The following is a 26,477-nucleotide window of genomic DNA, read 5'->3' on the forward strand; positions in this document are numbered from 1 at the left end:
TTCTGCAGAATCAAAAACGCCCCTGGAACGGCCTCCGTGCAGGCTGAACCAGGGGCGGTGTTGCGCGGTTGCAACTGCCAGCCACAGGGGCGAGGGGGACGATGCGCGGCCCCCTCGTCCGCGGGCTGGCAGGTCGTGCTTATTTGTCGTCGCGGATCGAGAAGTTGGCCATGTGTTCCAGGCCCTTGATCAGCGCCGAGTGGTCCCAGTTCGAGCCACCGATCGCGGCGCAGGTGCTGAATACCTGTTGCGCGTTGGAGGTGTTCGGCAGGTTGATGTTCAGCTCCTTGGCGCCTTGCAGGGCCAGGTTCAGGTCCTTCTGGTGCAGGCTGATGCGGAAGCCTGGATCGAAGGTGCCCTTGATCATGCGCTCGCCGTGCACTTCGAGGATCTTCGAGGAGGCGAAGCCGCCCATCAGTGCTTCGCGCACCTTGGCCGGGTCGGCGCCGTTCTTGGCGGCGAACAGCAGGGCTTCGGCGACGGCCTGGATGTTCAGGGCGACGATGATCTGGTTGGCGACCTTGGCGGTCTGGCCGTCACCGTTGCCACCGACGCGGGTGATGTTCTTGCCCATGGCCTGGAACAGCGGCAGGGTGCGCTCGAAGGCTTTCGGGCAGCCACCGACCATGATGCTCAGGGTCGCGGCTTTGGCACCGACTTCGCCGCCGGACACTGGCGCGTCCAGGTAAGCAGCGCCGGTGGCCTTGATCTTCTCGGCGAAGGCCTTGGTGGCGGTAGGGGAGATCGAGCTCATGTCGATCACCACCTTGTTCGGGCCGACGCCTTCGGCGACGCCGTTGTCACCGAACAGCACGGACTCGACCTGCGGGGTATCCGGGACCATGACGATGATGAATTCGGCTTCCTGGGCCACTTCCTTCGGATTGGCCAGGGCCACGGCACCGGCGGCGATCAGGTCGGCGGGGGCGGCGTCGTGGTGGGTGGAAACGAACAGGCTGTGACCTGCTTTCTGCAGGTTCTGCGCCATGGGTTTGCCCATGATGCCTGTGCCGATGAAACCGATTTTAGCCATGAGAATCTGCCTCTTTGTATTTGTCGGGGAACCCTGTGGGAGCGGGTTTACCCGCGATGACGGCTGTGAAGCCTCCATTGCGATCGCGGGTGAACCCGCTCCCACGGGTTCTGCATTCCAGTTGTTCAGATCGCGTTATGCGTCTTCAGCCAGCCCAGACCTTCCTCGGTGGTGGTCTTGGGCTTGTACTCCGCACCCACCCAGCCCTGGTAGCCGATGCGGTCCAGGTGCTCGAACAGGAAGCGGTAGTTGATCTCGCCGGTGCCCGGTTCGTGACGGCCCGGGTTGTCGGCCAGCTGGATGTGGTTGATCTTCGCCAGGTTGGCTTCCACGGTCCGCGCCAGGTCACCTTCCATGATCTGCATGTGGTAGATGTCGTACTGCAGGAACAGGTTGTCGCTGCCCACCTCAGCCTGGATCTCCAGGGCCTGCTTGGTGGTGTTCAGGTAGAAGCCCGGGATGTCGCGGGTGTTGATCATTTCCATGACCAGCTTGATCCCGGCGGCCTTCAGCTTGTCGGCGGCGAAGCGCAGGTTGTCGACGAAGGTCTTGCGTACGTCGGCGCACTGCAGGCCTTGTGGACGGATGCCGGCCAGGGCGTTGACCTGGGTGTTGCCCAGGACCTTGGCGTAGGCGATCGCCAGGTCGACGCCGCTGCGGAATTCCTCGACCCGCGCCGGGTCGCAGGTGATGCCGCGGTCACCCTTGGCCCAGTCGCCGGCCGGCAGGTTGAACAGCACCTGGATCAGGCCGTGGGTGTCGAGCAGTTGCTTGATCTCGGTCGCCGGATAGTCGTACGGGAAGAGGTATTCGACACCGCTGAAGCCAGCGTCGGCGGCAGCCTTGAAGCGGGCCGTGAAGTCCTGTTCGGTGAACAGCATGGACAGGTTGGCGGCAAAGCGTGGCATGGTGGTCTCCTTGCTAGGTCGGGGCCCCGCACCCTGGGGTGGGGGCCGCGCAGACGATCAGTCGAGCAGCGAAATCGCGGTTGGCGCGTCGTTGCCGACCAGCGCCAGGTCTTCGAATTCGTTGACCGCGTTGATTTCGGTACCCATGGAAATGTTGGTGACGCGCTCGAGAATCACCTCGACCACCACCGGCACGCGGTGCTCTTCGGCCAGCTTCTGCGCCTTGACCAGGGCAGGGGCGATTTCCTCTGGCTTGAACACGCGCAGGGCCTTGCAACCCAGGCCTTCGACCACGGCAACGTGATCGACGCCGTAGCCGTTGACGTCCGGGGCGTTGATGTTCTCGAACGCCAGTTGTACACAGTAATCCATCTCGAAGCCACGCTGCGCCTGGCGGATCAGGCCGAGGTAGGCGTTGTTCACCAGCACGTGGACGTACGGCAGGTTGAACTGCGCGCCCACCGCCAGTTCTTCGATCATGAACTGGAAGTCATAGTCGCCGGACAGTGCCACGACCTTGCGGCTCGGGTCGGCCTTGACCACGCCCAGCGCTGCCGGAATGGTCCAGCCCAGCGGGCCGGCCTGGCCGCAGTTGATCCAGTGGCGAGGCTTGTAGACGTGGAGGAACTGCGCGCCGGCGATCTGCGACAGACCGATGGTGCTGACGTAGGTGGTGTCCTTGCCGAACACTTCGTTCATTTCCTGGTACACGCGCTGTGGCTTGACCGGGACGTTGTCGAAGTTGGTCTTGCGCTGCAGGCTCGACTTGCGGGCCTGGCAGTCCTTCAGCCATTCGCCGCGGCACTTCAGCTTGCCGGCGGCTTTCCACTCGCGGGCCACTTCCAGGAACACGTCCAGTGCGGCGCCGGCGTCGGAGACGATGCCCAGGTCAGGGGTGAACACGCGGCCGATCTGGGTCGGTTCGATGTCGACGTGGATGAAGGTGCGACCTTCGGTGTAGACGTCGACCGAGCCGGTGTGACGGTTGGCCCAGCGGTTGCCGATACCGAACACCAGGTCGGATTTGAGCAGGGTGGCGTTGCCGTAGCGGTGCGAAGTCTGCAGGCCGACCATGCCGACCATCAGTTCGTGGTCGTCCGGGATGGTGCCCCAGCCCATCAGGGTCGGAACCACGGGTACGCCGGTCAGTTCGGCGAATTCCACCAGTTTGTCGCTGGCGTCGGCGTTGATGATGCCGCCACCGGCGACCAGCAGCGGACGCTCGGCGTCATTGAGCAGGGCCAGGGCTTTTTCCGCTTGCTTGCGGGTCGCGGCTGGCTTGGTGACAGGCAGCGGCTCGTAGGCATCGATGTCGAACTCGATCTCGGCCATCTGCACGTCGAACGGCAGGTCGATCAGCACAGGACCTGGACGGCCGGTGCGCATTTCATAGAAGGCTTTCTGGAAGGCGTAAGGCACCTGGCCTGGTTCCAGGACGGTGGTCGCCCACTTGGTCACCGGCTTGACGATGCTGGTGATGTCGACGGCCTGGAAGTCTTCCTTGTGCAGGCGGGCACGTGGAGCCTGGCCGGTGATGCAGAGAATCGGGATGGAGTCGGCGGAGGCGCTGTACAGACCGGTGACCATGTCGGTGCCGGCAGGGCCCGAGGTGCCGATGCACACGCCGATGTTGCCGGCCTTGGTGCGGGTGTAGCCCTCGGCCATGTGCGAGGCGCCTTCAACGTGGCGAGCGAGGACGTGATCGATACCGCCGACTTTCTTCAGGGCCGAGTACAGCGGGTTGATCGCTGCACCAGGAATGCCAAACGCGGTTTCCACACCTTCGCGGCGCATCACCAGAACGGCTGCATCGATTGCTCTCATTTTGCTCATGGCTTTGTGCCTCATTGATGTTGTAATTGTATACAAAACAGCTTTTGACCAGAGTGTATTCACGGGACGTGACTCTGGTCAATCCCTTTCATCGCCCATGGGCGAAATGCCGCAGAAATGGGGTTTTGCCCGGATAAGGCTTTCAAGGTCGAATTATTGTATACAAAAATATTCGCCATTGTGTTCTATTTGGTCTATCAATTTTTCACTTGCCCCTTGGGCTTCCAACAAAAAGAGGACCGTTTCATGAACGCATTGAGCTTGAAAGTCGCCGTTGGCCTGGTGAATGGCGCGCTGGCGGCGGGTCGCAAGATCTCCGCTGCGCCGCTGACCGTGGTGGTGCTGGACGCCGGTGGCCACCTGCTGACCCTGCAACGGGAAGACGGTGCCAGCCTGCTGCGTCCGCAGGTGGCGATGGGCAAGGCCTGGGGAGCGATCGCCCTGGGCAAGGGCTCGCGCCTGCTGGCGCTGGACGCGCAGCAGCGCCCGGCGTTCTTCGCTGCGCTCAATGGCCTGGGCCAGAGCCCGGTGGTGCCGGCGCCGGGTGGCGTGCTGATCCGCAATGAAGCGGGCGTGGTGCTGGGGGCGATCGGGATCAGCGGGGATACGTCGGATATCGACGAGCAGTGCGCGATCAGTGCGATCGAGGAAGCAGGGCTGCGGGCGGATGCGGGGGTTGCTGCCTGATCACTGGCTGAATCCAGTCTCCTGTGGCGGCGGGTGGCCCCGTTTCCACAGGAGCCGTGTACATCTCTTCAAAAGCAGGCGAGTGATCGTTTGCGTCATCGCTCCCGCTTCACTTTTTCCTGATCTGTGCAGCCGCATCGCCGCGGGCGACATAGCAATGGGTTTTCCCTTCTTTCGTCTTGGCTAGCAGCTTCAGCTTCACCAGCTTTTCCAGGTCAGCTCGCGCAGTGCCTTCGGAAACGTCGAAGTCGTTCTTGACCTCCTTCGCGATAAACAGCCGACCCGGGCTGCGGAGCACTTTCTTCAACAGGTGGATCTGCCTGAAATTCAGGTCCTTGTTGAAGCCGGATTCGGCAAGCAGTTCCATGACGTAATAGAACGCCTTGCGCTTCTGCTCGATGTAGGCAAGGAAATCTTCCATCGCCCGTTCGATGATCTTCAGCTGGTAGCAGATGAAGTACGTCAGGTCGAAGTCATCGGTCTCGGTGAAAAGATAGGACTCGCCGTACTGCACCGGTGCCTGCTTCAACAGTGCGCTGATCGAGATGTATTCGAACGCCCAGTAGCCATGCTTGAGCAGGTACCAGTAGAAGATACACCTCGCTGTCCGCCCGTTGCCGTCGTTGAACGGGTGCTCGTAGCCAATCATGAAGTGCAGGATGATGGCCTTTACCGCCGGATGGATGAAGGCCCTGCCATCGTGTCCATCATGCTTCTGGTTGGCGAATTCGCAGAGGTTTTCCAGGCGCTCCAGGAGCACGTCCGCATCCGGAGGCTGGTGAGCGATCTCTTCGTCCCGCCCCCTCAGATAGATATCGTTGGCTCTTCTGACTTCGCCCGGGCAGGCATGTTCTTCCTGGATGTTTCTGGTCGCCTCGGCATGAAAGCGCCTGATCAGTTCGATGGACAGCGGCATCTCCTGGCTGTGTTTCGCCAGCTTCATCAGCATGAAGTTGTTGAAGATCATCCGCTCATCGTCATTGACCGGCTCGCGTTCCTTTTCGAGCATTTCCTTGGCGACTTTCCGGGTTGTCGCCGCGCCTTCCAGTTGGGCGGAGGAAATGGCTTCCTCCATCATCAGCGACTCGACAAGGAACAGGTTGCTCTCATTGCTGGTGGAAGTATTCGAAACACCCAGGCCGAGCCTGGCGTTGATGTGCTCGATGTCGTGGATGACTTTCTGGGCGTAATCGGGGAGGCAATACTGGAAGGGCTGTCCGTTCTCTGCATCGAGTCCGATGGATTTCAGTATCAGCTTTCTTGAGAGCTTCACGGCGCCCCAGGCCGCCTCGGCGTTGATGCCCGCAGGAACCCTGTGCCTGAAATCATGCCAATGGAGATACCGACCCTTTGCGTCGACGGCGGAAAACCTGGGGATGAGCGCCAGCATCTCACCGCTGTGATGCGCGAATATCTCCGCGTAATCCTTGGGTTTCTTGATGTGGGCCATGCTCAACTCAATTTTCAGAAAATTGAGTTGAGCCTATAGCAGGTGCAGGAAGGCGTCAAAGTCGAGGAGGATTCAAATGCTGCCAGGTTGGCACCAGGATGCTCAGGCGTCCGGCGCACATCCCTTCAAAACCAGGCGAATGATCGTCTGCGCCGCCGCCTCGTAGTCGCTGTCATCCAGCTTGGCCTTCCCCGTTACCACCGAGATCTGCCAGTCGAAGTCGGCGTAGGTCTGGGTTGCTGCCCAGATGTTGAACATCAGGTGGTGCGGGTCCACCGGGGCGATCCGGCCCTTGTCGATCCAGCGCTGGATGCAGGCGATGTTGTGCCGGGCCTGGACGTTCAGTTGCTCCACCTGGCGCGGGCTCAGGTGCGGCGCGCCGTGCATGATCTCGCTGGCGAACACCTTCGAGGCGAAGGGCAGGTCGCGGGAAATACGTACCTTGGAGCGGATGTAGGCGCTCAAGACCTCTTCCGGGTCACCCTCGGCATTGAACGGCGTCGAAGCCTGCATGATCGGCTCGATGATGCTCTCCAGCACCTCGCGGTACAGGTTTTCCTTCGACTTGAAGTAGTAGTAGACGTTGGGCTTGGGCAGGCCGGCCTTGGCCGCGATGTCGCTGGTCTTGGTGGCGGCGAAGCCCTTGTCGGCGAATTCTTCACTGGCCGCGCGCAAAATCAGTTCTTTGTTGCGCTCGCGAATGCTGCTCATGGTTGGCGCTGTTCCTTGGTCTCGGCCCGCACCGTGGCAGGCCCGGGCAGGCGGTGGCGCATGGTAGCACCGGCCTCGCGCGGCGCTCAAGGCAGCGCCCTTGCGGCACGCCAGTGCCAGTAATACCCGGTGTCTTGTCACAGGTGAACGGCTATCCTTGGGAAATCATTCACTACACGAGATACACAGGACATGGCAGGAAGCAGCCTTCTTCTACTGATCGACGATATCGCCGCAGTACTCGATGACGTTTCCGTGATGACCAAGTTGGCGGCCAAGAAGACCGCCGGTGTACTGGGTGACGACCTCGCGCTCAATGCGCAGCAGGTCTCCGGCGTGCGCGCCGAGCGGGAAATCCCCGTGGTCTGGGCGGTGGCCAAGGGTTCCCTGGTCAACAAGCTGATCCTGGTCCCGGCGGCCCTGCTGATCAGCGCCTTCATTCCCTGGGCGGTGACGCCGCTGCTGATGCTCGGCGGCGCCTACCTGTGCTTCGAAGGGTTCGAGAAGCTGGCGCACAAGTTCCTGCATGGCGCCGAGGAAAAGCAGGCCGATCACGCTGCGCTCAGTGAAGCCGCCGCCAACCCGGCGGTGGACCTGGTGGCCTTCGAGAAAGACAAGATCAAGGGCGCGATCCGCACCGACTTCATCCTCTCCGCGGAGATCATCGCCATCACCCTCGGCACGGTCGCCGATGCGCCGTTGACCCAGCAGATCATCGTACTTTCCGGCATCGCCCTGGTCATGACCATCGGCGTCTACGGCCTGGTGGCGGGGATCGTCAAGCTGGACGACCTCGGCCTGTGGCTGACCGAAACCTCCAAGGGCATCGGCAAGTCCATCGGCCACGGCATCCTGCGCGCCGCGCCGTACCTGATGAAGACCCTGTCAGTGGTCGGTACCGCGGCGATGTTCCTGGTCGGTGGCGGCATCCTCGTGCATGGCATCGCGCCGCTGCACCACGGCGTCGAGGCCTTCGCCGCAGATAATGGCGGGGTGCTGGTGTCGACACTGGTCAACGGGGTCCTGGGTGTTGTCGCCGGGGCCGTGGTGCTGGCCGTGGTCAGCGTGGCGGGCAAGCTGTGGAAGGCGCTGCGCGGCTGATTGGGCGCAGCGTCGATCTGCCAGGTATTGGGGCCGCAGAGCGGCCCCGTCTGGTTCACGGATTGGCCACGGTACGCGCCTCGTGCGGCCCCTCCGGCACCCACTCCAGCAACCGCTGCTTGAACCCGTAGCTGGCGCTTTCGTAATAGGCGATGGCCCGGGTGATCAGCGGGTCGTCCGGTTCGGCCGGAATCTCCCGGCTTTCCCCCAGTGCCTGCTTGTGCAGGCGCAGCATGCCGCGCGGGCTGAGGATCGCCAGGTCCTGGCCATCGAACAGGCCCAGGTGCTGGTAGTTGCCGATCAGCACCCGTGGCGGCAGGTTGTCCTCGCGCAGCAGGTCGCGGCCGAAGAAGGTCGAGGTGTAGCTCATGTTCAGCAGGCCGAGCAGGGTCGGCGCCAGGTCGATCTGGCTGGCCAGCTTGCCTTCCTCGCGAGCCTCGATCAGCTTCGGCGCGTAGATGAACAGCGGGATCTGGTAGTTCTGCACCGGCAGGTCTTCCTTGCCCGCGCTGCCGGCGGTGTGGTCGGCGACGAAGATGAAGATCGTGTTGTCGAACCAGGGCTTCTGGCGCGCTTCGTCAAGGAACTTGCCGATGGCGTGGTCGGTGTACTTCACCGCGCCGTCGCGGCCGTTGCCCGACGGAATGTCGATGCGCCCGTCCGGGTAGGTGTACGGCCGGTGGTTCGAGGTAGTCATCAGTTGCAGCAGGAACGGCACCTGGTTGGCGTGGTCGGCATCGGCCAGCTTGATCGCCTGGCGGTACAGATCTTCGTCGGACATGCCCCAGGCGTTCTTGAAGCTGATTTCGCTCTCGTCGACGCTGCTCTGGTCGACGATGCGGTAGCCGTTGCCGCTGAAGAAGGCGTTCATGTTGTCGAAATAGCCGCGACCGCCGTAGACGAACACGGCGTCATAGCCCACTTCGCTCAGCTGCTGGCCGAGGCTGGCGAAGCCGCCCTCGCGGCCGATGCGCTTGACGATGGAGCGCCCCGGCGTCGGCGGGATCGACAGGGTGATGGCCTCCAGGCCGCGGTCGGTGCGGGTGCCGGTGGCGTAGAAGTTGTTGAAGTACAGGCTCTGCTTGCGCAGTGCGTCGAGGTTGGGCGAAAGGTTGCGCGGGTCGCCGTTGCTGCCCAGGTACTTGGCGCTGAGGCTTTCGATGGTCACCAGGACGATGTTGGGCGTGCGCGGAGTACCCGGGTTGCTGACCTTGCGACGGATATCCAGGGGTTCCTTGCCGATGAAGGTGACGCCTGGCTCACTCAGTTCGGTCTGCATCTGCCTGGCGGTGATCGCCTCCGGCAGCGTGCCGTAGAACTGCTGGTAGTCCAGCTCGTTGTTGCGGAATGCGGCGAAGAACTGGTACGGGCCGTTGCTCGCAAGCTCGCGCTGGTAGGTGTTGCCACCCTGGCTGCGCAGGCTGTCCTGGTCGGCGAACTGTACGCAGAGCAGGGTCAGCACGGCCAGGCCTGCGGTCTGCAGGGCACGCTGGCGCAGGCTTGGCCATGGTGCGTCGAGGGCCCGGTGCAGCGGCCGGCGCAGGAGCAGACAGAGGGTCAGGGTGAGCAGGGCGAGGATGCCCAGCAACAGGCCGATGGGGTAGGACTCGAGGATGTTGTTCAGTACTTCGTCCGAGTACACCAGGTAATCCACGGCGATGAAGTTGAAGCGCACCCCGAACTCGTCCCAGAACAGCCATTCCGCCACGGCGGTGAACAGCATCAGGTAGATGCTCGCGGCCAGCACCAGCCACAGCAAGCCGCGGGTGACCCGTGCCTGCCAGACCCGGCGCGGGCAGAGCAGCAGGAACAGGCTCAGCGGCAGCGCGGTGTAGACCAGGAATACCAGGTCGTTGAGCAGACCGACGAGGAAGGTGGAGAAGTAGGCATGGCCGGCTTCGTCGAGATGGCTGAACAGCAGTACGGCGCGGGTCAGGAAGAATATGCCCAGCCAGGTTGCGCTCAGCAGGAAGAGAAAGCGCATGGGCGCTGTCTTGGGGGTGTGCATCGTTAATTCCCTTTTTTGTATTGTCCAATGCCCTGGGCGGAAACATCCCACGCTGTCAGGGCATTGCGAGTGTAGGCCGGGAAAATTAACGAAGCGAACGAGAAAGAAATGTAAATGTCATGTGGAAAAAATGAAAAGATCATCTAGCGTCTGTCGTTGCAATCGGGCAGGGAAGTCCGCTAGGAATCGAGATTGATTTCCACTTCTGTTGTCGTTCAAGGACGTCGCTCCATGCCTGGCTTGAATCTGCATTTCGATATCTTCCATCTGGCCGTCTATCTGCTGGTCGCCCTGGCCTGGTTCGGCCTGTGCCTGCTGCTTGCATTCAATTCGAAGCACCTTGTCCGGCAACGCATCCGCATCGGGCGCTGGGCCGTGCCTGTGCTCGGCGTGCTGGTGAGCGGCGGCCTGTTGTTGCTGGACGTGCTGGTGTTCCTCGACCGCGACGGTCTGTTGCTGGTGCTGTTGATGCTGCTCGGCGTCGGCATTCCAGCCTGGGGCATATGGAGGATCCTGCGCCCGCGCTGAAGCGCGGAAACGCCTTTTCAGGGATAGACAAAAGTGTCAGGAGACACGCATGAGTGTTGATTCGTCCGTGCGCGCGCCAGGGAAATGGCCGTTGCAAAGTACGGCGTTGGTATTCGCCGTTGCCGTGTGGTTGAGCGTGGTCATGAACGGTCCGTTCTGGCGCCGGTTATGGGAGGCCGTGGGTGGCTTCGACAATGACCGGCCGCTGTTCCTGCTGAGCCTTCCCGTTCTTGTCCTGTTGTTGAACTTCATCGTCCTTTCCCTGCTGGCGTGGGGCGGGCTGACGAAGATCGTCCTGATCGCGCTGTTGTTGGTCTCGGCGTCGGTCAGTTATTTCATGAGCAACTTCGGCATCATGATCGACTACTCGATGCTGCTGAACGCGCTGCAGACCGACCGCCGCGAAGCCTTCGACCTGTTGGGCCCGGGCCTGCTGTTCTGGGTACTGCTGGTGGGTGTGCTGCCGGCCATCGTGGTCAGCCGCGTCACGCTGGTGCGGCAGAGCCGGGGACGGGCCTTGCTGACAAGGCTCGGTAGTCTGGTCGGAGCGCTGCTGCTGATCGCCCTGATCCTGGCCTTGTCCTACCAGTCCTACGCATCGCTGCTGCGCAACCACCGCGAGCTGCGCCTGATGCTGGTGCCGTCGAACCTGGTCGGAGCGGTGCACAGCTACGCCAAGCGCCAGTTGCGCCAGCCGGCGGTGCTCGAACCGGTGGGCCTGGATGCGGCGCGGCTGGCCGATGCCGGCCACTCGGGACGGCACAAGGTGGTGGTGCTGGTAGTGGGGGAGACCGCCCGGGCTTCCAGCTTTTCCCTCAATGGTTACGCGCGGCAGACCAACCCGGCGCTGGCGGCGCGGGACGTGGTGAGCTTCACCGAGGTCAGCGCGTGCGGCACTGCCACGGCGATTTCCGTGCCCTGCATGTTCCAGGACCTGGGGCGGCGCGAATATCGGAGTTTCCATGCCCGCGGTCGCGAGAACCTGTTGGATGTGGTCCAGCGCGCCGGGGTTTCGGTGCTGTGGCGGGACAACAACTCGGGTTGCAAGGGCGTCTGCGACCGGGTGCCCAGCGAAGATGTCGAGGCGCAGCGGATCGACGCGCTGTGCACGGCCGACGGCTGCTTCGACGAAGCTCTGCTGCACGGGCTGGCCGAGCGCATCGGGCAATCGCGGGACGACACGCTGATCGTCCTGCACATGCTCGGCAGCCACGGCCCGGCCTACTACAAGCGCTACCCGCAGGCGTTCCGCCGTTTCACCCCGGCCTGCGAAACCGCGCAACTGGACAAGTGCGACAACGCCAGCATCGTCAACGCCTACGACAACACCATCCTCTACACCGATCACGTGCTGGGGCGGCTGGTCGATCTGCTGGAGGAACAGGCGGGACACGCCGATACGGCGATGCTGTACGTGTCGGACCACGGTGAGTCGCTGGGAGAGAAGGGGGTGTACCTGCATGGACTGCCCTACGCCGTGGCGCCGGACGAACAGACCCGGGTGCCGATGCTGGTCTGGCTATCGCCAGCCTTTGCCCAGCGCAGCGGGGTCAGCAGCGGTTGTCTGCGGGAACAGCGGGAATCGACGCTGTCCCACGACAACCTGTTCCATTCGATGCTGGGCCTGATGGGAGTCAGGACCACGGTGTATCGAGCGGAACTCGACCTGTTCAGGCCCTGTGCAGGGCCTGGACGGATCGCCGCCGTCGACGAGCCGACGGCGGCAGACGACAGCCTTAGAAGTGCACCTTGACCAGGAAGCTGGCGGTGTTCTGGTTGGTATCGAAGGCCTTGGTGTCCTTGATCCCGTACTTGTCGCTCCAGTAGTCGTATTCGAAACCGACGTAGAGCTGCTTCTCGCCGAAGTTCAGCGCCTTGCCCAGGTCGTACTTGACCTGCGGGTTGAAGTGCAGGTTGGCGTGGTAGCTCTTGTCGTTGTCGACTACCCAGTCCATGAAACCGTCGATGAGGATGTCGGACGAGCCCACGGGAATGGTGTAGGCCCAGACCGGGGTGATCTGCCATACGTTGTCGCCGTCGCGCGGACCTTCGGTGTGGCGCTGGTAGAAGTTCAGCTGGAAGTAGTCGAAGCCCGGGATGGCCAGGTCGAAGCCAGGACCGATCAGGTAGGACTCGGTATCACCCTCGCCGAACTCGTAGGTCATGGCCAGCAGCACGTCCTTGACCGGGCCGAATTCCAGCTTCTGGTCGAAGATCTTGCCGAACGACAGACGCGGGCTGAACTCGCCGTAGTAGGTGTTCGGGCCGTTGTTGAAGTCCTTCTGGCCGTTGTAGAAGATCTTGTCGACGAACAGGAAGTTGTCGCCGTACTTCCAGGCATCGGCGTGCTCGAAGGTGACGGTCTGCTGGATCTCTGGATTGACGGCGAAATTCTTGCCCCACAGGTAGGTCAGGCTGTTGTTCTGCCACTGCAGCAGGTCACCGGCCATGGCGCCACTGGCAGCCAGCAGACCGCTGGCGAGAATCAGGCTCTTGGTAAAGCTCATCGCGTTGCTCCCTTGGTTCTGTGTGCGACGCTCTTGGGATGGCGTCGTCAGGTTGAGTTGTTGTCTTTCTAGTCAGGTTTTTTCGATTGGCCACAGCAACATGGCAAGAGCTGGGCCAACCTTCCCGGCTGGATGCAGCACTCCTGCTCGACTTCTTGCTGAACAGATGAAACGGCTATTTCGTACTGGCTTTACGCCTGCCAAACGCCCGGATTCATTGACTGAGCGGTCAGCAAACGCGGGCGGAATCCTTCCGCCCCGATCGAGGGGGCGCGCAGATTACTGGCTTGCGCGCCTGCCCTCAAGTGCTCCGTCCTGGAGCACTCAATCCTAAAACTGTGCAGATGGTCAGGTTTTAGAAATGGACCTTCACCAACGCACTGGTCACGTTCTGGTTGGTATCGAGACGACCGCTGTTCTCGATACCGTACTTGTCCTTCCAGTAGCTGTACTCGATACCCACGTAGAGTTGCTTGGCGCCCAGGTTCAGGGCCTTGCCCAGGTCGTACTTGACCTGTGGGTTGAACTGCAGGTTGGCGTGGTAGGTGCCGCGCTTCTTGGTCTGGTCGTTATCAACTACCCAGTCCATGTAGCCGTCGATGAGGATGTCGGACTTGCCCACGGGAATGGTGTAGGAGAACGTCGGGGTGATCTGCCAGACGTTGTCACCCGGACGGCTGCCTTCGGTATGGCGGTTGTAGAAGTTCAGGGTGAAGTAGTTGAAGCCGGGAATGTCCAGGTCGAAGCCGGGGCCGATCAGGTAGGCCTCGTTGTCGCCCTCGCCGGACTCGTAGCTGACGGCCAGGAGCACGTCCTTGATCGGACCGAAGCCGACCTTGCGGTCGAGGATCTTGCCGAACGAGAAGCGCTCGGTGAACTCGCCGTAGTAGGTCCGGTAGCCTTTGCCGCGGTCGGCCTGGCCGTTGTAGAAGATCTTGTCGATGAACAGGAAGGTGTCGCCGTATTTCCACTTGTTGGCGTGTTCGAAGGTAATCGTCTGCTGGATCGACGGATTGACCTTGAAGTCCTTGCCGTACAGGTAGGAAAGGCTTTCGCCGTGCCACTGGATCAGGTCCCCCGCCATCGCTGGAAGTGCCGCCAGCAAGCTGCTGCCCAGGAGAAGGGAAGTGGTAGTGCGTTTCATGTTGTGATTCCCGGCTAATTGTTATTGTTCGTTGCGCTTTTTTTGGCGCGAAGCGCCCCGGACGACCCGCTCCCACGGGTCGACGGTCCTGCGTGTTGCTCGGGGTGGAACCGGGCGGCAAGGGCGCCGCCCAAGGCTCAATGCGAGTGGCTGGCTTCGTTGTGCGCGGCGCGTTCGGCCCCGCCAAGAATGTTGAACAGCAGGTTCAGCACCAGGGCGCTGACCGTGGCCATGGCGATGCCGCTATGGGTGATGGGTTCCATCCACTGGGGCATCTGCGAGAAGAACTCCGGACGCACCACCGGGATCAGGCCCATGCCCACGCTGACGGCCACCAGCAGCTGGTTGCGGCGGTCGGCGATGTCGGCTTCCTGGAGGATCTTGATGCCGGTGGCGGTGACCATCCCGAACATGGCGATCGAGGCGCCGCCGAGTACCGCCGGCGGGATCGAGGCAATCAGGAAGGCCGCCTTGGGCAGCAGGCTGAGCAGGATCAGGAAGGCGCCGGCGACCACGGTGACGTAGCGGCAGCGGACGCCGGTCATCTGCACCAGGCCGATGTTCTGGGCGAACGAGGAGTGGGTGAAGGTGTTGAAGAAGCCGGCGACGAAGGACGCACCGGCGTCGCACATCAGGCCGCGACGGAGCATGCCCGGGGTGACGTCACGGTCGGTCACCTTGCCCAGGGCGAGGAACATGCCGGTGGATTCGACGAAGATGATCACCACCACCAGGCACATGGAAAGGATCGGCGCGAGGCTGAAGGTCGGCATGCCGAAGTGCAGCGGGGTGACCACTTGCAGCCAGGGCGCCTGGTCGAGGCCGGACAGGTCGACCATGCCGATGGAGCCGGCGAGGATGTAGCCCAGGCCCATGCCGATCAGCACCGATACATTGACCCAGAAACCGCGCATGAAGCGGTTGACCAGGAGGATGGTCAGCAGCACCAGGGCAGCGACCATCAGGTAGATCGGCGAACCGAAGGTCTCGGCCGTGGCACCGCCACCGGCCCAGTTGACCGCCACCGGGAACAGCGACAGGCCGATCGAGGTGATGACCGTGCCGGTCACCAGCGGCGGGAAGAATCGCACCACCTTGGACATGAACGGTGCGATCAGCATGCCGAAGAAACCGGCGGCGATGGTGGCACCGAAGATGCCCTGCAGGCCGACGCCCGGCATGCCGGCCATGGCCACCATGCTGCCGACGGCGGCGAAGCTGGCGCCCATCATCACGGGCATGCGGATACCGACAGCACCAATGCCGAACGACTGGACCATGGTGGCGACACCAGCGACCAGCAGATCGGCATTGATCAGGAAAGCGACTTCTTCTCGGGAGAGTCCGGCAGCCTGACCGATGATCAGCGGCACCGCAATGGCGCCTCCGTACATCAGCAGCACATGTTGCAGACCGACGAGGATCAGTTGCACCAGGGGCAGGGGCTGTCGTGGCGGCGCATCGGGGATGTACGCCTGGCGAGACTCGGACATGCAGCACCTCGAGTTTTGTTGTTATTTTTTTGAGCCGCGATCCCTGGCGGCGGACTTCGAAAAGCCCGTGGTTCCCGCCCGGGATGCGCGTGAAGCTTGCAGCGATGTAGCGGTGTCGCGGATCAGTTGACCGGGGCGCCCTTGGCGATCCAGTCACCGACCAGTTTGCGTTCCTCGGTGGTCATCTGGGTGATGTTGCCGAGCGGCATGATCTGGCTGGCGACGGCTTGCGCCTGGATACGCGGAGCCAGGGCCTGGATCTGTTGCGGGGTGTCGAACATGATGCCGGCAGGTGCGGTGCTGAACAGCGGGCTGGTCGGCTTGGCCGAGTGGCACACGGTGCAACGTTCCTGGATGACGCTGTGGATCTTGTCGAAACCACCACCGGCGGCCTGGGCTGCGGCGGTTGCCTGGGCCGGCGACTCGGCAGGTGCAGCCGGGGCAGCTGGAGCGGCAGGTTCGGCAGGCTTGGCCTGGGCGGCTTGCCAGGCAGCGGCTTTTTCTTCCTCGGCCTTCTCGGCGGCAGTCTTGCCACCCAGTGCGGTTTCCGGCAGCGGCTGGTATTCGATCTTCGCGGCAGCCTGCTCAGGAGCGGTTGGCAGCGGCTTTGGACCGGTGACGTAGGCCAGGCAGATCATCGCCAGGGCGCCGACGGGCAGGGCCCAGGCGAACTTGTTGCTGTCGTGGCGGGTGTTGAAGTAGTGGCGGATAAGAACCGCAGCTACCGCGATACCGGCCAGGATCGCCCAGTTGTATTCGCTGCCGTAGGTGCTCGGGAAGTGGTTGCTGATCATGATGAACAGCACCGGCAGGGTGAAGTAGTTGTTGTGGCGCGAGCGCAGCAGGCCCTTGGCCGGCAGGACCGGATCAGGGGTGGTGTTGGCTTCGATCGCGGCCACCAGCTGGCGCTGGGCCGGCATGATGATGCGGAACACGTTGCCGACCATGATGGTGCCGATGATCGCGCCGGTGTGCAGGTACGCGCCACGACCGCTGAACACCTGGCTGAAGCCGAAGCAGGCCGCGATGATCAGGACGAACAGGACCAGGCCGAGCAGGGCAGGTTGCTTGCCCAGTGGCGAGTCGCAGAGGAAGTCGTAGATGAACCAGGCGGCGATCAGCGAGCCGACACCGATGGTCACGCCTTCGAAACCGGTCAGGGTGCTGCCCGGCTTCAGCAGGTACAGGGTTGGCTGCCAGTAGAACACCAGGCACAGCAGGGCGATGCCCGACATCCAGGTGAAGTAGGCTTCCCATTTGAACCAGTGCAGGTTGTCCGGCATCTTCGGCGGTGCCAGCTTGTACTTCTCCAGGTGGTAGATACCGCCACCGTGGATCGCCCAGAGATCACCCGACAATCCATCGCGCGGATTGGCACGGTTGAGGTTGTTCTCCAGCCAGACGAAGTAGAACGACGCGCCGATCCAGGCCACGCCAGTGATCATGTGAACCCAGCGCACGCTCAGGTTCAGCCATTCCAACAGATGTGCTTCCACAGTCTTGTACCTCTTGCCGGTCACCGCCAGGAACGGTGGCCAGCCTTCTCTTATTGGTGGGGATTGAGGATCAGTTGCTCATCCTCGGTAAAGAAATGCTCGTCGCAGTTGTTGCCGGAACCACTGCGATCAACCACCAGGAAGTCATCCCGCTTTTCGATCGTCAGCACCGGGTGGTGCCAGACGCCGCGATGGTAATTGACGCCCTGCCTGCCATTGCTCATGAAGGCACGGACGTGACCTGATACAGGTGCATCGCCAACTGGCGCGACCACGATCAGAAAGGGGTTGCCGAGCAGCGGGATGAAAGCCTGGCTGCCCAGCGGATGGCGTTCCAGCATGCGTACGGTCAGCGGCATGTCCAGCGCGTCGGCGCGGAAGATGCTGATGATCGCCTTGTCTTCCGGCTGCGCGGTCTCGACCGTCGCCAGCTTGTGGAAGCGCATGGTCGAGCCGTTGTTGATCATGAAGTGGTCGCTGCCATCGGTTTCGATCACGTCACCGAACGGGGCGAAGGCTTCTTTGGTCAGGGGCTCGATCACAAGAGTACGCATGCTTTTATTCTCTGAATTCTGTGTTGTTGTCAGGCTATGGGGCGCCGGCCGTGCCGGCGCGGGTCTTACAGTTGCAGCAGGCGGAACAGGGCGATCAGGTTGATCTGCGCCAGGGCTTCCTTGAACTCGGTCTCGGCATCGTTATGGATGCGGGTTTCGAAGGAGGCGAGGATCTGGTGCCGGTTGCTGCCCTTCACCGCCATGATGAACGGGAACTTGAATCTGGCCTTGTAGGCATCGTTGAGTTCGGTGAAGCGGGCGAACTCTTCGGCGGTGCACTGGTGGATGCCGGCGCCGGCCTGCTCGTTGGTGCTCGACTCGGTCAGCTCGCCCTGGATCGCGGCCTTGCCGGCGAGGTCCGGGTGAGCGTTGATCAGCGCCAGCTGGGCGGCGTGATCGGCGCTGAGGAGGATGTCGCTCATGCGCTGGTGCAGGTTCTCGATCTGATCCACTTCCGCCAGTTGACCCAGGTCGTAGGCTTTCTCGGCGACCCACGGCGAGTGCTCGTAGATGTCGGCGAAGGCCTCGACGAACGCGGCGCGGTCCAGGGTCGAAGGGGTCAGGGTCTTGAAGGCGGTCATTTCGCGGTCTCGGCTTGGAAAGGGTGGGTGGCGTGCCAGTGGCGGGCGATGTCGACGCGACGGGCGAACCAGACCTGGTCGTGGCTCTTGGCGTAGTCGACGAAGCGCTTGAGCGCGGCCAGGCGTGCCGGACGGCCGACCAGGCGGCAGTGCAGGCCGATGGAGAGCATCTTCGGTGCCTCGGCGCCTTCCTCGTAGAGCACGTCGAAGGCGTCCTTCAGGTACTGGAAGAACTGCTCGCCGCAGTTGAAGCCCTGGACCTGGGTGAAGCGCATGTCGTTGGTGTCGAGGGTGTAGGGGATTACCAGGTGCGGCTTGCCGGTCGGGTTGTTCGGCTCCCAGTAGGGCAGGTCGTCGTCGTAGGTGTCGCTGTCGTAGAGGAAGCCGCCTTCCTCCATCACCAGGCGCCGGGTGTTCGGGCCGGTGCGGCCGGTGTACCAGCCCAGCGGGCGTTCACCGGTGAGTTCGGTGAGGATGCGGATGGCTTCGAGCATGTGCTCGCGTTCCTGCGCCTCGTCCATGTACTGGTAGTCGATCCAGCGGTAGCCGTGGCTGCAGATCTCGTGGCCGGCCTCGACCATGGCGCGGATCACGTCCGGATGGCGCTGGGCGGCCATGGCCACGGCGAAGATGGTCAGCGGCACGCCAGTGTCCTTGAACAGCTTGAGCAGGCGCCAGACGCCGGCGCGGCTGCCGTATTCGTAGAGCGATTCCATGCTCATGTTGCGCGCGCCCTGCAGCGGCTGGGCGGCGACCATCTCGGAGAGGAAGGCTTCGGATTCCTTGTCACCGTGGAGGATGTTGCGCTCGCCACCCTCTTCGTAGTTGAGCACGAACGACAAAGCGACGCGGGCATTCCCCGGCCAGTGCGGATGGGGAGGGGTGTTGCCGTAACCGATCAGGTCGCGAGGGTAGTCAGCGCTCACTGCAGTCTTCCTTCTTGTTCGTCAAAACGGAGGGTGGTGGCGTGCGCGAGATTGCGTGGGGCCACGACGATGGGTTGATTGTATACAACTTTATTTACGATTTGTAAGCCTGTTTTTTCCCTTTTCTTTCACCCTTCGTCTATAGGAGGGTGTGCAAGAAACCTGCCTGATTGGTCAGCTAATGACGATGACGTCTATATGGGCTCTGGCTTTGCGACTAATGGCGTATTTCCAGGGGCGGCTAGCGCTGAATCGGAAAATCGCAAGAAAAATTGTGTACAATTTTTCGTGAAAGTGTCTTAATGCTTCCACAGCCGCCCGCTGCCGTGTTTCTCTCTGGTGCAGGCGGGTATTTTTTGCCCATAGAGTGAACAAGAGGCGAGCAAGCAATGGGACGTTTGACCACGCATGTACTGGATGCCGCGCATGGCTGCCCTGGCAGTTCGATCAAGGTCGAGCTGTACCGGGTCGAAGGCCAGCAGCTGGAACTGGTGACCACTGCCCTGACCAACAGCGATGGCCGCGTCGACGCGCCGCTGCTGCAGGGCGACGACTACCGCAGTGGCGTCTACCAGCTGCAGTTCAGCGCCGGCGACTACTACCGCGCCCGTGGCGTGCAACTGCCGGAGCCGGCGTTCCTCGACGTCGTGGTGCTGCGTTTCGGCATCAACGACAAGCAGGATCACTACCATGTTCCGCTGCTGATCTCGCCTTACAGTTACTCGACCTATCGCGGAAGCTAGTTGGTCGCTAGAAGAATCTTCGTAGATCTTTGGCCCGCTCACACTGGCGGGCTTTTTTTCGCCCCGGTTTTTTGCAAGGCCCGGCGGACGCCCGCCAGTACCTATTATTTCTGTCAGTTACATTGGCGATTCCATCCTCCTATCATCGGGCCATCTGCGAAGCCAAGCGGGGGTCGCCATGACTGCCTCGATGAACCTGTTCCTGGGGCTTGTCCTGTCTGCGCTCTGGGGTGGGTGCCATGCCGCTTACCAGGATTACCCGTTGCCCCGGGCGACGCTGGGCGTCGAGGTGGCGAAACGACTCGACCAGCGTTATCACGACCGCCGTACCGATTGCGGAACGCGATCGCAAGCGGCCCACCTGTGTGCCGGCATCCTGCTGCGAACCACGAGCAGTTCCACCGAGTTCAATACCTGGGAGCCGAACCCGGCGACGGTAGCGGCCGGGCGGGGCATGAGTTTCTCCTACCTGAGCGTGCTGGGGCCGATCGAGATGCTCTACAAGCATGCCAAGGGAGTTGTCATCTATCCCGGTAGCCATGTGCCTGCGGGGCGGATTGCACTGAATGTTCTATGTGGATTCCCGGTGGATGGCGCAACCGACAAGCGTGACGGCAAGGGCTGCGGGAAACATCTTCTGCACGCAGGATCGGAGCCCTGCGATGGGCAAGGAATCACCACTGCGGAGCGCTTCCTCGGGCATTACCTACGCTCGCCCGACCTTGCCTACCCTCAACAGGGGCAATGTGCGTTCAACCTGCGGGAGGGCGCGGGGCAACCCGTGGCGGATGCCTTCGAGCAGATGCTGCGGGTGACCAATCTGCTGCCCCGGCTGCAAGTGAATGGCCAGAACGAAGTGATGGTCGATAACCCGCCGGAAGGTACCAGCGCCGCGCAATGGCCCATTGAAGCCATTTTCTACACGGCAGCCGCAGGTTTGCCTGGTGCGCAGATCGACCAGCGGAATTTCTTCGACAAGTCCGGGATCATGGTGCCGATCATCAGGATCACCTTGCCCGTGCGTGATGGGCGCGATGCGGCTTTCGACTATATCGAGGACGACCAGGTGACATTCGCCCAACCCTGAGGTTGCTTATCGGCGCGTGCGCTGCCTGTTGCTGGAGGTGTTCATGATCGGTCGCGGGGATGTTGCCTGGACGCTTTTGCTGCTGCTATCGAGTGTCCCGTCGTCCAACGCTGCGGGGTACAACTATTCGTCATCACTGGCCGAACTGGGTGCGGCAACGGTCGCCGAACTGACCCGGCGTTACAGCGATGAACGGGAAAATTGCGGCGCTGAATGGCTGGCGCTGCATCACTGCGCCGGTGTGCTGTTGCGCGGCACCAGCACCTCGACCGCCTACAACACCTGGGAGCCGAATCCGGCCACGGTAGCGGCCGGGCGCGGCATGACCTTTTCCTATCTGATCCGCACGGCATCCTTGCCCATGACCATCGGCAGCAAGGGCTACATCGCCTATCCCGGGCAGCTGGCACCCGGTTACAAATTCCAGCTGAATTTCCTGTGTGCCTTTCCCATCAGCGGTGCCACGGGGCATCGGGGAGCCAAGGGGTGTGGTCAGCATGAGCACCATGACGCCTCCGGGCCTTGCTTCGAGGAGCAGGTATTCAGCGCCGCGCAGTATCGCAACAAGTACCTGAGCGCACCGGCGAGCGGTCCGTTGCAACAGCGCCAGTGCGGTTTCAGTTTGCTGCATACGTCAAGCAATCACTCGGCCTATGCCTTCAGGCAAATGCTGCAGTTGACTCGGGAAGTGCCTTACTCGGGTTCGAACGATCAGAATGAATTGCTGGCGGACAACCCTGCCGCCGACGTGAAGTCCGAGCAATGGCCTATCGAGGCGTTTTACTACAACAAACCGGATGGACTGGAAGGGGCGCAGATCGATCAGCGCAACTACTTCGACAAGTCCGGCATCATGCTGCCGATCATCAGGATCACCTTGCCGGTGCGCGGATATAGCGACGCGGTGTTCGAGTATCTGCCGAGCGATCAGGCGAGGTTTCAGTAGAGGCGAGGCGCCCCTTGCCTGGCGACAAGGGGCGAGGGGTGGTCAGAGGAAGATGAACTTGGCGATGAAGATCGCGCACAGCACCCACAGGCTCGCGGAAATTTCCTTGTGCTTGCCGGTGAAGGCCTTCAGGACCACGAAGCTGATGAAGCCCAGGGCAATCCCGTCCGCCACCGAGAAGGTCAGCGGCATCATGATCACCGTGACGATCGCCGGAATGCTGTCGGTGGCGTCATCCCACTCGATATGGGCCATGCTGCCCATCATCAGCATCGCCACGTAGATCAGCGCACCCGCCGTGGCATAGGCTGGAATCATCCCCGCCAGCGGGGCGAAGAACATCGCCGCGACGAACAGCAGGCCCACCACCACCGCCGTCAGGCCGGTACGCCCACCGGCGGCCACGCCTGCGGCACTCTCCACATAGCTGGTCACCGGCGGCACGCCCACCACCGCACCGAACACGCTCGACGCACTGTCGGCCTTCAACGCCCGCGACAGGTTCTCGATGCGCCCGTCGGCATTCACCAGGTTGGCCCGCTGGGCCACGCCCATCAGGGTGCCGGCGGTGTCGAACATGTGCACGAAGAGGAAGGCCAGGACCACCGCGATCATGCTTACGTTGAACACCCCGGCGACATCCATGGCCATCCAGGTCGGCGCCAGGCTCGGCGGCAGCGAGAACACTCCGCCGTACTCCACCAGGCCCAGGCCCCAACCGGCCAGGGTCACGGTGATGATGCTGATGAGGATCGCGCCGAACACCCGGTGGTAGCTGAGCACCGCGATCATCAGGAAGCACAGCGCCGCCAGCAGCGGGCCCGCGGTGTTCAGGTGACCCAGCTTGATCAGGGTGGCCGGGCTGTCGACGACGATACCCGCGGTTTTCAGGCCGATCAGTCCGAGAAACAATCCGACGCCGGCGCCCATGGCATGGCGAAGGCTGACCGGGATGCTGTTGAGCAGCCATTCGCGCACGCGGGACAGGGTAAGGAACATGAACAGCACCCCGGACACGAACACCGCACCCAGCGCGGCTTCCCAGGTGTAGCCCATGGTTCCCACCACGGTATAGGTGAAGAAGGCGTTGAGGCCCATGCCAGGCGCGAGCCCGACCGGCCAGTTGGCGTACAACCCCATCAACAGGCAGCCGAGGGCGGCGGCGATGCAGGTGGCGACGAAGGCCGCCCCGTGATCGATGCCGGCATCGGCCATGATGTTGGGGTTGACGAAGATGATGTAGGCCATGGTGATGAAGGTCGTCAGGCCGGCGATCATCTCGGTCTTGATGGTGGTGCCGTGTTGCTTGAGTTTGAAAATCCGTTCCATCCAGCTCGTTTCGAGCGGTGGCGCGAGATCCAGCGTAGGTGCTTCGGATTTGCGGCTTTCCACAGCGAGTTACTCCTCAAGTCTTTCTTGTTTTTTCAGAGCTGGTCCTGCGCTAGTCACTCGGGGCTCTGCGAGGGAAGGGGTTGGCAAGGCATCCGGACCGTAAGTTGACTTTTGGGTCAGGTTGCTGCTCGTGGATTATGCGTTTGTATACAAAGAATGCAAATACTGTTTTATTAGATGTGCGCAAATTAGCGGTCGAAGACGCTATATCGAATACGCCTGCCTGCAGAAATGCCGTTTGCTGTGTACAATGCGGCAATACCTTCAGCCGTTATTTTTCTACCCAGGACTTGCCATCGCCCCACTGGCTGGTATTACAGTCGAGGTCCGATAGGTGAATCTTCGTGCGCGAGTGCCCATGAACGAACAGCTACAACCCCTCAAGAAAGCCCCGCGGGCCGGCAAGACCGGTGGCCGCAGCGGCACCCAGGATGACATCGTCTACGCGCATATCTTCGAGGCCATTCTCGAACAACGATTGGCGCCGGGTACCAAGTTGAGTGAGGAAGCGCTGGGCGAGATCTTCGGCGTCAGCCGCACCATCATCCGCCGCGCGCTGTCGCGCCTGGCCCATGAAAGCGTGGTGCTGCTGCGGCCCAACCGCGGCGCGGTGGTGGCCAGCCCCACCGTCGAGGAAGCGCGCCAGGTGTTCTTCTCGCGGCGCATGGTGGAGCGGGCGATCACCGAGCTGGCCGTGCAGCACGCTACCGCCGAGCAGCTCAACGAACTGCGCGAGATGGTCCGCGAAGAGCGCGACAGCTTCTCCCGTGGTGATCGCGGCGCCGGTATCCGCCTTTCCGGCGAGTTCCACCTCAAGCTTGCCGAAGCCGCTGGCAATGCGCCGCTGATCAGCTTCCAGCGCAGCCTGGTGTCGCAGACCTCACTGATCATCGCCCAGTACGAAAGCGGCAACCGCTCGCACTGCTCCTACGACGAGCACATGCAGCTGATCGACGCCATCGAGGCCCGCGACGCGGCCAAGGCGGTGGACCTGATGATGCACCACATGGACCATATCGACAGCAAGCTCAACCTCGACGAGGAAAGTGCCTCGGACGACCTGCACGCGGTGTTCTCGCACCTGCTGCAGAGCAAGAAACGCGGCGGCGCGGTCTCGGCCAAGAACTGACCCTCCAATGCCGCAAGCGGGGCCGTTGCGCTGCCACCATCATGGTGCTGGCGCAACGGCCCCGCTTCGTTTGTAACCCCGGCTGGCGGGCGTTTGCCGCTCTGCTAGATTGATTCCTGCTACATGTCCGCAAACCTTCATCAAGGCAGTTGGGCTTGCGCTTTCGGCGTACCACTTTCTTGAGGACTGACAGATGTCGACCCCCTTGGGTAAACGCATGGCGGCAGAACTGATAGGGACATTCTGGCTGGTGTTGGGTGGTTGTGGCAGCGCGGTGCTGGCGGCGTCGTTTCCGACCGGCACCAACCTGGTGGGTATTGGCCTGGTGGGCGTGTCCATCGCCTTCGGCCTGACGGTCCTGACCATGGCCTTCGCCATCGGTCATATCTCCGGTTGTCATCTCAATCCCGCGGTGTCCGTCGGGCTCGCCGTGGGCGGGCGCTTTCCGGCGCGGGAGCTGTTGCCCTATATCGTCGCCCAGGTGATCGGCGCCATCGTCGCGGCGGCGGTGATCTATTCCATCGCCAGTGGCAAGGCCGGGTTCGAGCTGTCCTCGGGGCTGGCCTCCAACGGCTATGGCGAGCATTCGCCCCAGGGTTATTCGATGGCGGCGGGATTCACCAGCGAAGTGGTGATGACGGCGATGTTCGTCCTGATCATCATGGGCGCCACCGACCCGCGGGCGCCGGCCGGTTTCGCGCCTATCGCCATCGGCCTTGCCCTGACCCTGATCCACCTGATCTCGATCCCGGTGACCAACACCTCGGTCAACCCCGCGCGCAGCACCGGCCCGGCCTTGCTGGTGGGCGGCTGGGCGATCCAGCAATTGTGGCTGTTCTGGGTAGCGCCGCTGATCGGGGCGGTGATCGGCGGCGCGCTGTATCGCGGGGTGTTCGCTGCCAAGCCTTAGCGTTGGTGTACGCAGTTGCCGGCGGCGAAGGTCTGGCTGATGGTGCGATCGTCACCCAGGGTGGTCAGCACGAACAGCGTCTCCTCGATGCTGTTGGACTGCTGCAGGCGGTAGTCCAGCAGCGGCGTGGCCTTGTAGTCCAGCACCACGAAGTCCGCATCGTTGCCGGCCTTCAGGCTGCCGATCTTGTCATCCAGGCTCAGCGCCCGCGCACCGCCGAGGGTGGCCAGGTACAGCGACTTGAACGGATGCAGGCGCGCGCCCTGCAGCTGCATCACCTTGTACGCCTCGTTCAGCGTGTTCAGCAGCGAGAAGCTGGTGCCGGCACCGACGTCGGTGCCCAGGCCGACCTTGACCTTGAACTGCTCGGCCTGGGGCAGGTTGAACAGCCCGCTGCCGAGGAACAGGTTCGAGGTCGGGCAGAACGCCACGGCCGAGCCGGTCTCCGCCAGGCGCTGGCATTCGGCGTCGCACAGGTGCACGCCATGGGCGAACACCGAGCGCTCGCCCAGGAGCCTGAAGTGGTCGTACACGTCGAGGTAGCCGTTCTGCTCGGGGAACAGCGATTTCACCCACTCGATCTCCTTGAGGTTCTCGCTCAGGTGGGTGTGCATGTACAGGCCGTCGTACTCGCCCAGCAGTTGCCCGGCCAGTTGCAGCTGTTCCGGGGTGCTGGTGGGGGCGAAGCGCGGGGTCACCGCGTAGTGCAGGCGGCCCTTGCCGTGCCAGCGCTCGATCAGCGCCTTGCTCTCGGCGTAGCCGGATTCGGCGGTGTCGGTCAGGTAGTCCGGGGCGTTGCGGTCCATCATCACCTTGCCGGCGATCATCCGCAGGTCCAGGCGCTCGGCTTCCTCGAAGAAGGCATTCACCGACTCTGGGTGCACGCTGCCGAAGACCAGCGCGGTGGTGGTGCCGTTGCGCAGCAGTTCCTCGACGAAGATCTTCGCCACCTTGTCGGCATGGGCCTTGTCGGCAAACTGCTTCTCGCAAGGGAAGGTGTAGGTGTTCAGCCAGTCCAGCAGTTGCTCGCCGTAGGAGCCGATCATGCCGGTCTGCGGGAAGTGGATATGGGTGTCGATGAAGCCCGGGGTGATCAGCTTGTCCTGGTAGTGCACCACCTCGATGTCGGCGGGCAGGGTCGGCAGCAGGTCGCTGGCGTGGCCGACGCGGCTGATCTGGCCGTTGTCCACTACCAGCAGGCCGTCCTCGAAATACTCGAAGGAGTTTTCCACACCCACGTCGGCGGGGTCGGCGATGCTGTGCAAGATGGCGGAGCGGTAGGCTTTGCGGGTTGCGCTCATGAGGGTCTC

General features: G+C 62.4%; 24 protein-coding genes. 9 read left to right on the plus strand and 15 right to left on the minus strand.

From position 1 onward, the window contains the following. Positions 1-139 precede the first annotated feature (139 nt). The 3 genes from V0R59_RS00600 to gcl all read right to left on the minus strand — a co-directional run bounded on the left by V0R59_RS00600 (position 140) and on the right by gcl (position 3,774). A complete protein-coding gene (locus tag V0R59_RS00600) occupies positions 140-1,033 on the minus strand; it encodes a 2-hydroxy-3-oxopropionate reductase (protein ID WP_330074138.1) in 894 nt (297 codons plus the stop codon). A 125-nt stretch (positions 1,034-1,158) separates the two neighbouring features. Continuing rightward, positions 1,159-1,941, minus strand: a complete 783-nt coding sequence (hyi, locus tag V0R59_RS00605; RefSeq protein ID WP_330074139.1) for a hydroxypyruvate isomerase — start codon at positions 1,939-1,941, stop codon at positions 1,159-1,161. Between the two features lie 57 nt (positions 1,942-1,998). Next, on the minus strand, positions 1,999-3,774 hold the full coding sequence (gcl, locus tag V0R59_RS00610) for a glyoxylate carboligase (RefSeq protein WP_330074140.1): 1,776 nt from the start codon (positions 3,772-3,774) through the stop codon (positions 1,999-2,001). A 246-nt stretch (positions 3,775-4,020) separates the two neighbouring features. Between gcl and V0R59_RS00615 the strand changes: the two genes are divergently transcribed. Continuing rightward, the gene (locus V0R59_RS00615) at positions 4,021-4,461 is read left to right on the plus strand and encodes a GlcG/HbpS family heme-binding protein (RefSeq protein WP_316918804.1); all 441 of its coding nucleotides are present in this window, start codon (positions 4,021-4,023) and stop codon (positions 4,459-4,461) included. A 109-nt stretch (positions 4,462-4,570) separates the two neighbouring features. On the opposite strand, the gene V0R59_RS00620 is transcribed toward V0R59_RS00615, so the two are convergent. Both V0R59_RS00620 and V0R59_RS00625 read right to left on the minus strand, forming a co-directional pair. Beyond that, a complete protein-coding gene (locus V0R59_RS00620) occupies positions 4,571-5,911 on the minus strand; it encodes a Fic family protein (RefSeq protein WP_330074141.1) in 1,341 nt (446 codons plus the stop codon). Positions 5,912-6,013: 102 nt separating this feature from the next. Continuing rightward, positions 6,014-6,622, minus strand: a complete 609-nt coding sequence (locus V0R59_RS00625) for a TetR/AcrR family transcriptional regulator (protein WP_330074142.1) — start codon at positions 6,620-6,622, stop codon at positions 6,014-6,016. 192 nt (positions 6,623-6,814) lie between these two features. Between V0R59_RS00625 and V0R59_RS00630 the strand changes: the two genes are divergently transcribed. Further along, positions 6,815-7,723, plus strand: a complete 909-nt coding sequence (locus tag V0R59_RS00630; RefSeq protein ID WP_330074143.1) for a DUF808 domain-containing protein — start codon at positions 6,815-6,817, stop codon at positions 7,721-7,723. A 55-nt stretch (positions 7,724-7,778) separates the two neighbouring features. Here the strand turns inward: V0R59_RS00630 and V0R59_RS00635 are convergent, their stop codons facing one another. Then, positions 7,779-9,731 (minus strand): LTA synthase family protein, encoded by a 1,953-nt coding sequence (locus V0R59_RS00635; RefSeq protein ID WP_330074144.1) that lies wholly within the window; start codon positions 9,729-9,731, stop codon positions 7,779-7,781. Positions 9,732-9,962: 231 nt separating this feature from the next. On the opposite strand from V0R59_RS00635, the gene V0R59_RS00640 reads away from it, so the two are divergent. Then, positions 9,963-10,259: a hypothetical protein gene (locus tag V0R59_RS00640; protein ID WP_330074145.1), complete on the plus strand. Its 297-nt coding sequence runs from the start codon at positions 9,963-9,965 to the stop codon at positions 10,257-10,259. A 49-nt stretch (positions 10,260-10,308) separates the two neighbouring features. Beyond that, on the plus strand, positions 10,309-12,012 hold the full coding sequence (locus V0R59_RS00645) for a phosphoethanolamine transferase (RefSeq protein ID WP_330074146.1): 1,704 nt from the start codon (positions 10,309-10,311) through the stop codon (positions 12,010-12,012). Here V0R59_RS00645 and V0R59_RS00650 read toward each other — a convergent pair. From V0R59_RS00650 to puuE, 7 genes are all read right to left on the minus strand, one after another. After that, complete coding sequence (locus tag V0R59_RS00650; protein WP_330074147.1) at positions 11,996-12,766, minus strand: outer membrane protein OmpK; 771 nt, start codon at positions 12,764-12,766, stop codon at positions 11,996-11,998. The two genes, V0R59_RS00645 and V0R59_RS00650, sit on opposite strands and share 17 nt — an antisense overlap. Positions 12,767-13,121: 355 nt before the next feature. Next, positions 13,122-13,910, minus strand: coding sequence for an outer membrane protein OmpK (locus tag V0R59_RS00655; RefSeq protein ID WP_330074148.1), 789 nt, complete (start codon positions 13,908-13,910; stop codon positions 13,122-13,124). A 137-nt stretch (positions 13,911-14,047) separates the two neighbouring features. Then, positions 14,048-15,403 (minus strand): nucleobase:cation symporter-2 family protein, encoded by a 1,356-nt coding sequence (locus V0R59_RS00660; RefSeq protein WP_330074149.1) that lies wholly within the window; start codon positions 15,401-15,403, stop codon positions 14,048-14,050. A 122-nt stretch (positions 15,404-15,525) separates the two neighbouring features. After that, a complete protein-coding gene (locus tag V0R59_RS00665) occupies positions 15,526-16,899 on the minus strand; it encodes a urate hydroxylase PuuD (protein WP_330074150.1) in 1,374 nt (457 codons plus the stop codon). Between the two features lie 50 nt (positions 16,900-16,949). Then, complete coding sequence (locus V0R59_RS00670; RefSeq protein ID WP_075802579.1) at positions 16,950-17,453, minus strand: ureidoglycolate lyase; 504 nt, start codon at positions 17,451-17,453, stop codon at positions 16,950-16,952. Between the two features lie 65 nt (positions 17,454-17,518). Further along, positions 17,519-18,034 carry a 2-oxo-4-hydroxy-4-carboxy-5-ureidoimidazoline decarboxylase gene (gene uraD, locus V0R59_RS00675; RefSeq protein WP_330074151.1) on the minus strand — a complete coding sequence of 172 codons (516 nt, stop codon included), beginning with the start codon at positions 18,032-18,034 and terminating at the stop codon, positions 17,519-17,521. Further along, positions 18,031-18,960: an allantoinase PuuE gene (puuE, locus tag V0R59_RS00680; protein WP_330074152.1), complete on the minus strand. Its 930-nt coding sequence runs from the start codon at positions 18,958-18,960 to the stop codon at positions 18,031-18,033. Before puuE ends, uraD begins: the two co-directional genes overlap by 4 nt. Before the next feature lie 389 nt (positions 18,961-19,349). Here puuE and uraH point away from each other — a divergent pair, with 389 nt between their 5' ends. The 3 genes from uraH (at position 19,350) to V0R59_RS00695 (ending at position 21,736) form a co-directional block, all read left to right on the plus strand. Then, a complete protein-coding gene (gene uraH, locus V0R59_RS00685) occupies positions 19,350-19,703 on the plus strand; it encodes a hydroxyisourate hydrolase (RefSeq protein ID WP_009396156.1) in 354 nt (117 codons plus the stop codon). 190 nt (positions 19,704-19,893) lie between these two features. Beyond that, on the plus strand, positions 19,894-20,790 hold the full coding sequence (locus V0R59_RS00690; RefSeq protein ID WP_330074153.1) for a hypothetical protein: 897 nt from the start codon (positions 19,894-19,896) through the stop codon (positions 20,788-20,790). A gap of 43 nt (positions 20,791-20,833) precedes the next feature. After that, positions 20,834-21,736 carry a hypothetical protein gene (locus V0R59_RS00695; RefSeq protein ID WP_330074154.1) on the plus strand — a complete coding sequence of 301 codons (903 nt, stop codon included), beginning with the start codon at positions 20,834-20,836 and terminating at the stop codon, positions 21,734-21,736. A gap of 42 nt (positions 21,737-21,778) precedes the next feature. Here V0R59_RS00695 and V0R59_RS00700 read toward each other — a convergent pair whose 3' ends face one another. Continuing rightward, positions 21,779-23,065: an NCS2 family permease gene (locus tag V0R59_RS00700; RefSeq protein ID WP_330074155.1), complete on the minus strand. Its 1,287-nt coding sequence runs from the start codon at positions 23,063-23,065 to the stop codon at positions 21,779-21,781. A gap of 421 nt (positions 23,066-23,486) precedes the next feature. On the opposite strand from V0R59_RS00700, the gene V0R59_RS00705 reads away from it, so the two are divergent. Next, a complete protein-coding gene (locus V0R59_RS00705; protein ID WP_330074156.1) occupies positions 23,487-24,257 on the plus strand; it encodes a GntR family transcriptional regulator in 771 nt (256 codons plus the stop codon). A 193-nt stretch (positions 24,258-24,450) separates the two neighbouring features. After that, positions 24,451-25,167, plus strand: coding sequence for an aquaporin Z (gene aqpZ / locus V0R59_RS00710; RefSeq protein WP_330074157.1), 717 nt, complete (start codon positions 24,451-24,453; stop codon positions 25,165-25,167). Here the strand turns inward: aqpZ and guaD are convergent. After that, positions 25,164-26,468 carry a guanine deaminase gene (gene guaD, locus V0R59_RS00715; protein WP_330074158.1) on the minus strand — a complete coding sequence of 435 codons (1,305 nt, stop codon included), beginning with the start codon at positions 26,466-26,468 and terminating at the stop codon, positions 25,164-25,166. The genes aqpZ and guaD overlap by 4 nt on opposite strands. Positions 26,469-26,477: the final 9 nt, after the last annotated feature.

Origin of the sequence: Pseudomonas ulcerans, assembly GCF_036324125.1 — a bacterium.
GTDB classification, from domain to species: Bacteria; Pseudomonadota; Gammaproteobacteria; order Pseudomonadales; family Pseudomonadaceae; genus Aquipseudomonas; species Aquipseudomonas ulcerans.

Coding starts and splice junctions, on each gene's coding strand:
- gcl (WP_330074140.1), bottom strand. CDS start 3,774: ATGAGCAAAATGAGAGCAATCGATGCAGCCGTTCTGGTGATGCGCCGC.
- V0R59_RS00625 (WP_330074142.1), bottom strand. CDS start 6,622: ATGAGCAGCATTCGCGAGCGCAACAAAGAACTGATTTTGCGCGCGGCC.
- V0R59_RS00700 (WP_330074155.1), bottom strand. CDS start 23,065: ATGGAACGGATTTTCAAACTCAAGCAACACGGCACCACCATCAAGACC.
- V0R59_RS00650 (WP_330074147.1), bottom strand. CDS start 12,766: ATGAGCTTTACCAAGAGCCTGATTCTCGCCAGCGGTCTGCTGGCTGCC.
- V0R59_RS00615 (WP_316918804.1), top strand. CDS start 4,021: ATGAACGCATTGAGCTTGAAAGTCGCCGTTGGCCTGGTGAATGGCGCG.
- V0R59_RS00640 (WP_330074145.1), top strand. CDS start 9,963: ATGCCTGGCTTGAATCTGCATTTCGATATCTTCCATCTGGCCGTCTAT.
- hyi (WP_330074139.1), bottom strand. CDS start 1,941: ATGCCACGCTTTGCCGCCAACCTGTCCATGCTGTTCACCGAACAGGAC.
- V0R59_RS00600 (WP_330074138.1), bottom strand. CDS start 1,033: ATGGCTAAAATCGGTTTCATCGGCACAGGCATCATGGGCAAACCCATG.
- V0R59_RS00660 (WP_330074149.1), bottom strand. CDS start 15,403: ATGTCCGAGTCTCGCCAGGCGTACATCCCCGATGCGCCGCCACGACAG.
- V0R59_RS00620 (WP_330074141.1), bottom strand. CDS start 5,911: ATGGCCCACATCAAGAAACCCAAGGATTACGCGGAGATATTCGCGCAT.
- aqpZ (WP_330074157.1), top strand. CDS start 24,451: ATGTCGACCCCCTTGGGTAAACGCATGGCGGCAGAACTGATAGGGACA.
- V0R59_RS00670 (WP_075802579.1), bottom strand. CDS start 17,453: ATGCGTACTCTTGTGATCGAGCCCCTGACCAAAGAAGCCTTCGCCCCG.
- V0R59_RS00645 (WP_330074146.1), top strand. CDS start 10,309: ATGAGTGTTGATTCGTCCGTGCGCGCGCCAGGGAAATGGCCGTTGCAA.
- V0R59_RS00655 (WP_330074148.1), bottom strand. CDS start 13,910: ATGAAACGCACTACCACTTCCCTTCTCCTGGGCAGCAGCTTGCTGGCG.
- V0R59_RS00630 (WP_330074143.1), top strand. CDS start 6,815: ATGGCAGGAAGCAGCCTTCTTCTACTGATCGACGATATCGCCGCAGTA.
- V0R59_RS00705 (WP_330074156.1), top strand. CDS start 23,487: ATGAACGAACAGCTACAACCCCTCAAGAAAGCCCCGCGGGCCGGCAAG.
- V0R59_RS00690 (WP_330074153.1), top strand. CDS start 19,894: ATGAACCTGTTCCTGGGGCTTGTCCTGTCTGCGCTCTGGGGTGGGTGC.
- uraD (WP_330074151.1), bottom strand. CDS start 18,034: ATGACCGCCTTCAAGACCCTGACCCCTTCGACCCTGGACCGCGCCGCG.
- V0R59_RS00635 (WP_330074144.1), bottom strand. CDS start 9,731: ATGCACACCCCCAAGACAGCGCCCATGCGCTTTCTCTTCCTGCTGAGC.
- V0R59_RS00695 (WP_330074154.1), top strand. CDS start 20,834: ATGATCGGTCGCGGGGATGTTGCCTGGACGCTTTTGCTGCTGCTATCG.
- guaD (WP_330074158.1), bottom strand. CDS start 26,468: ATGAGCGCAACCCGCAAAGCCTACCGCTCCGCCATCTTGCACAGCATC.
- uraH (WP_009396156.1), top strand. CDS start 19,350: ATGGGACGTTTGACCACGCATGTACTGGATGCCGCGCATGGCTGCCCT.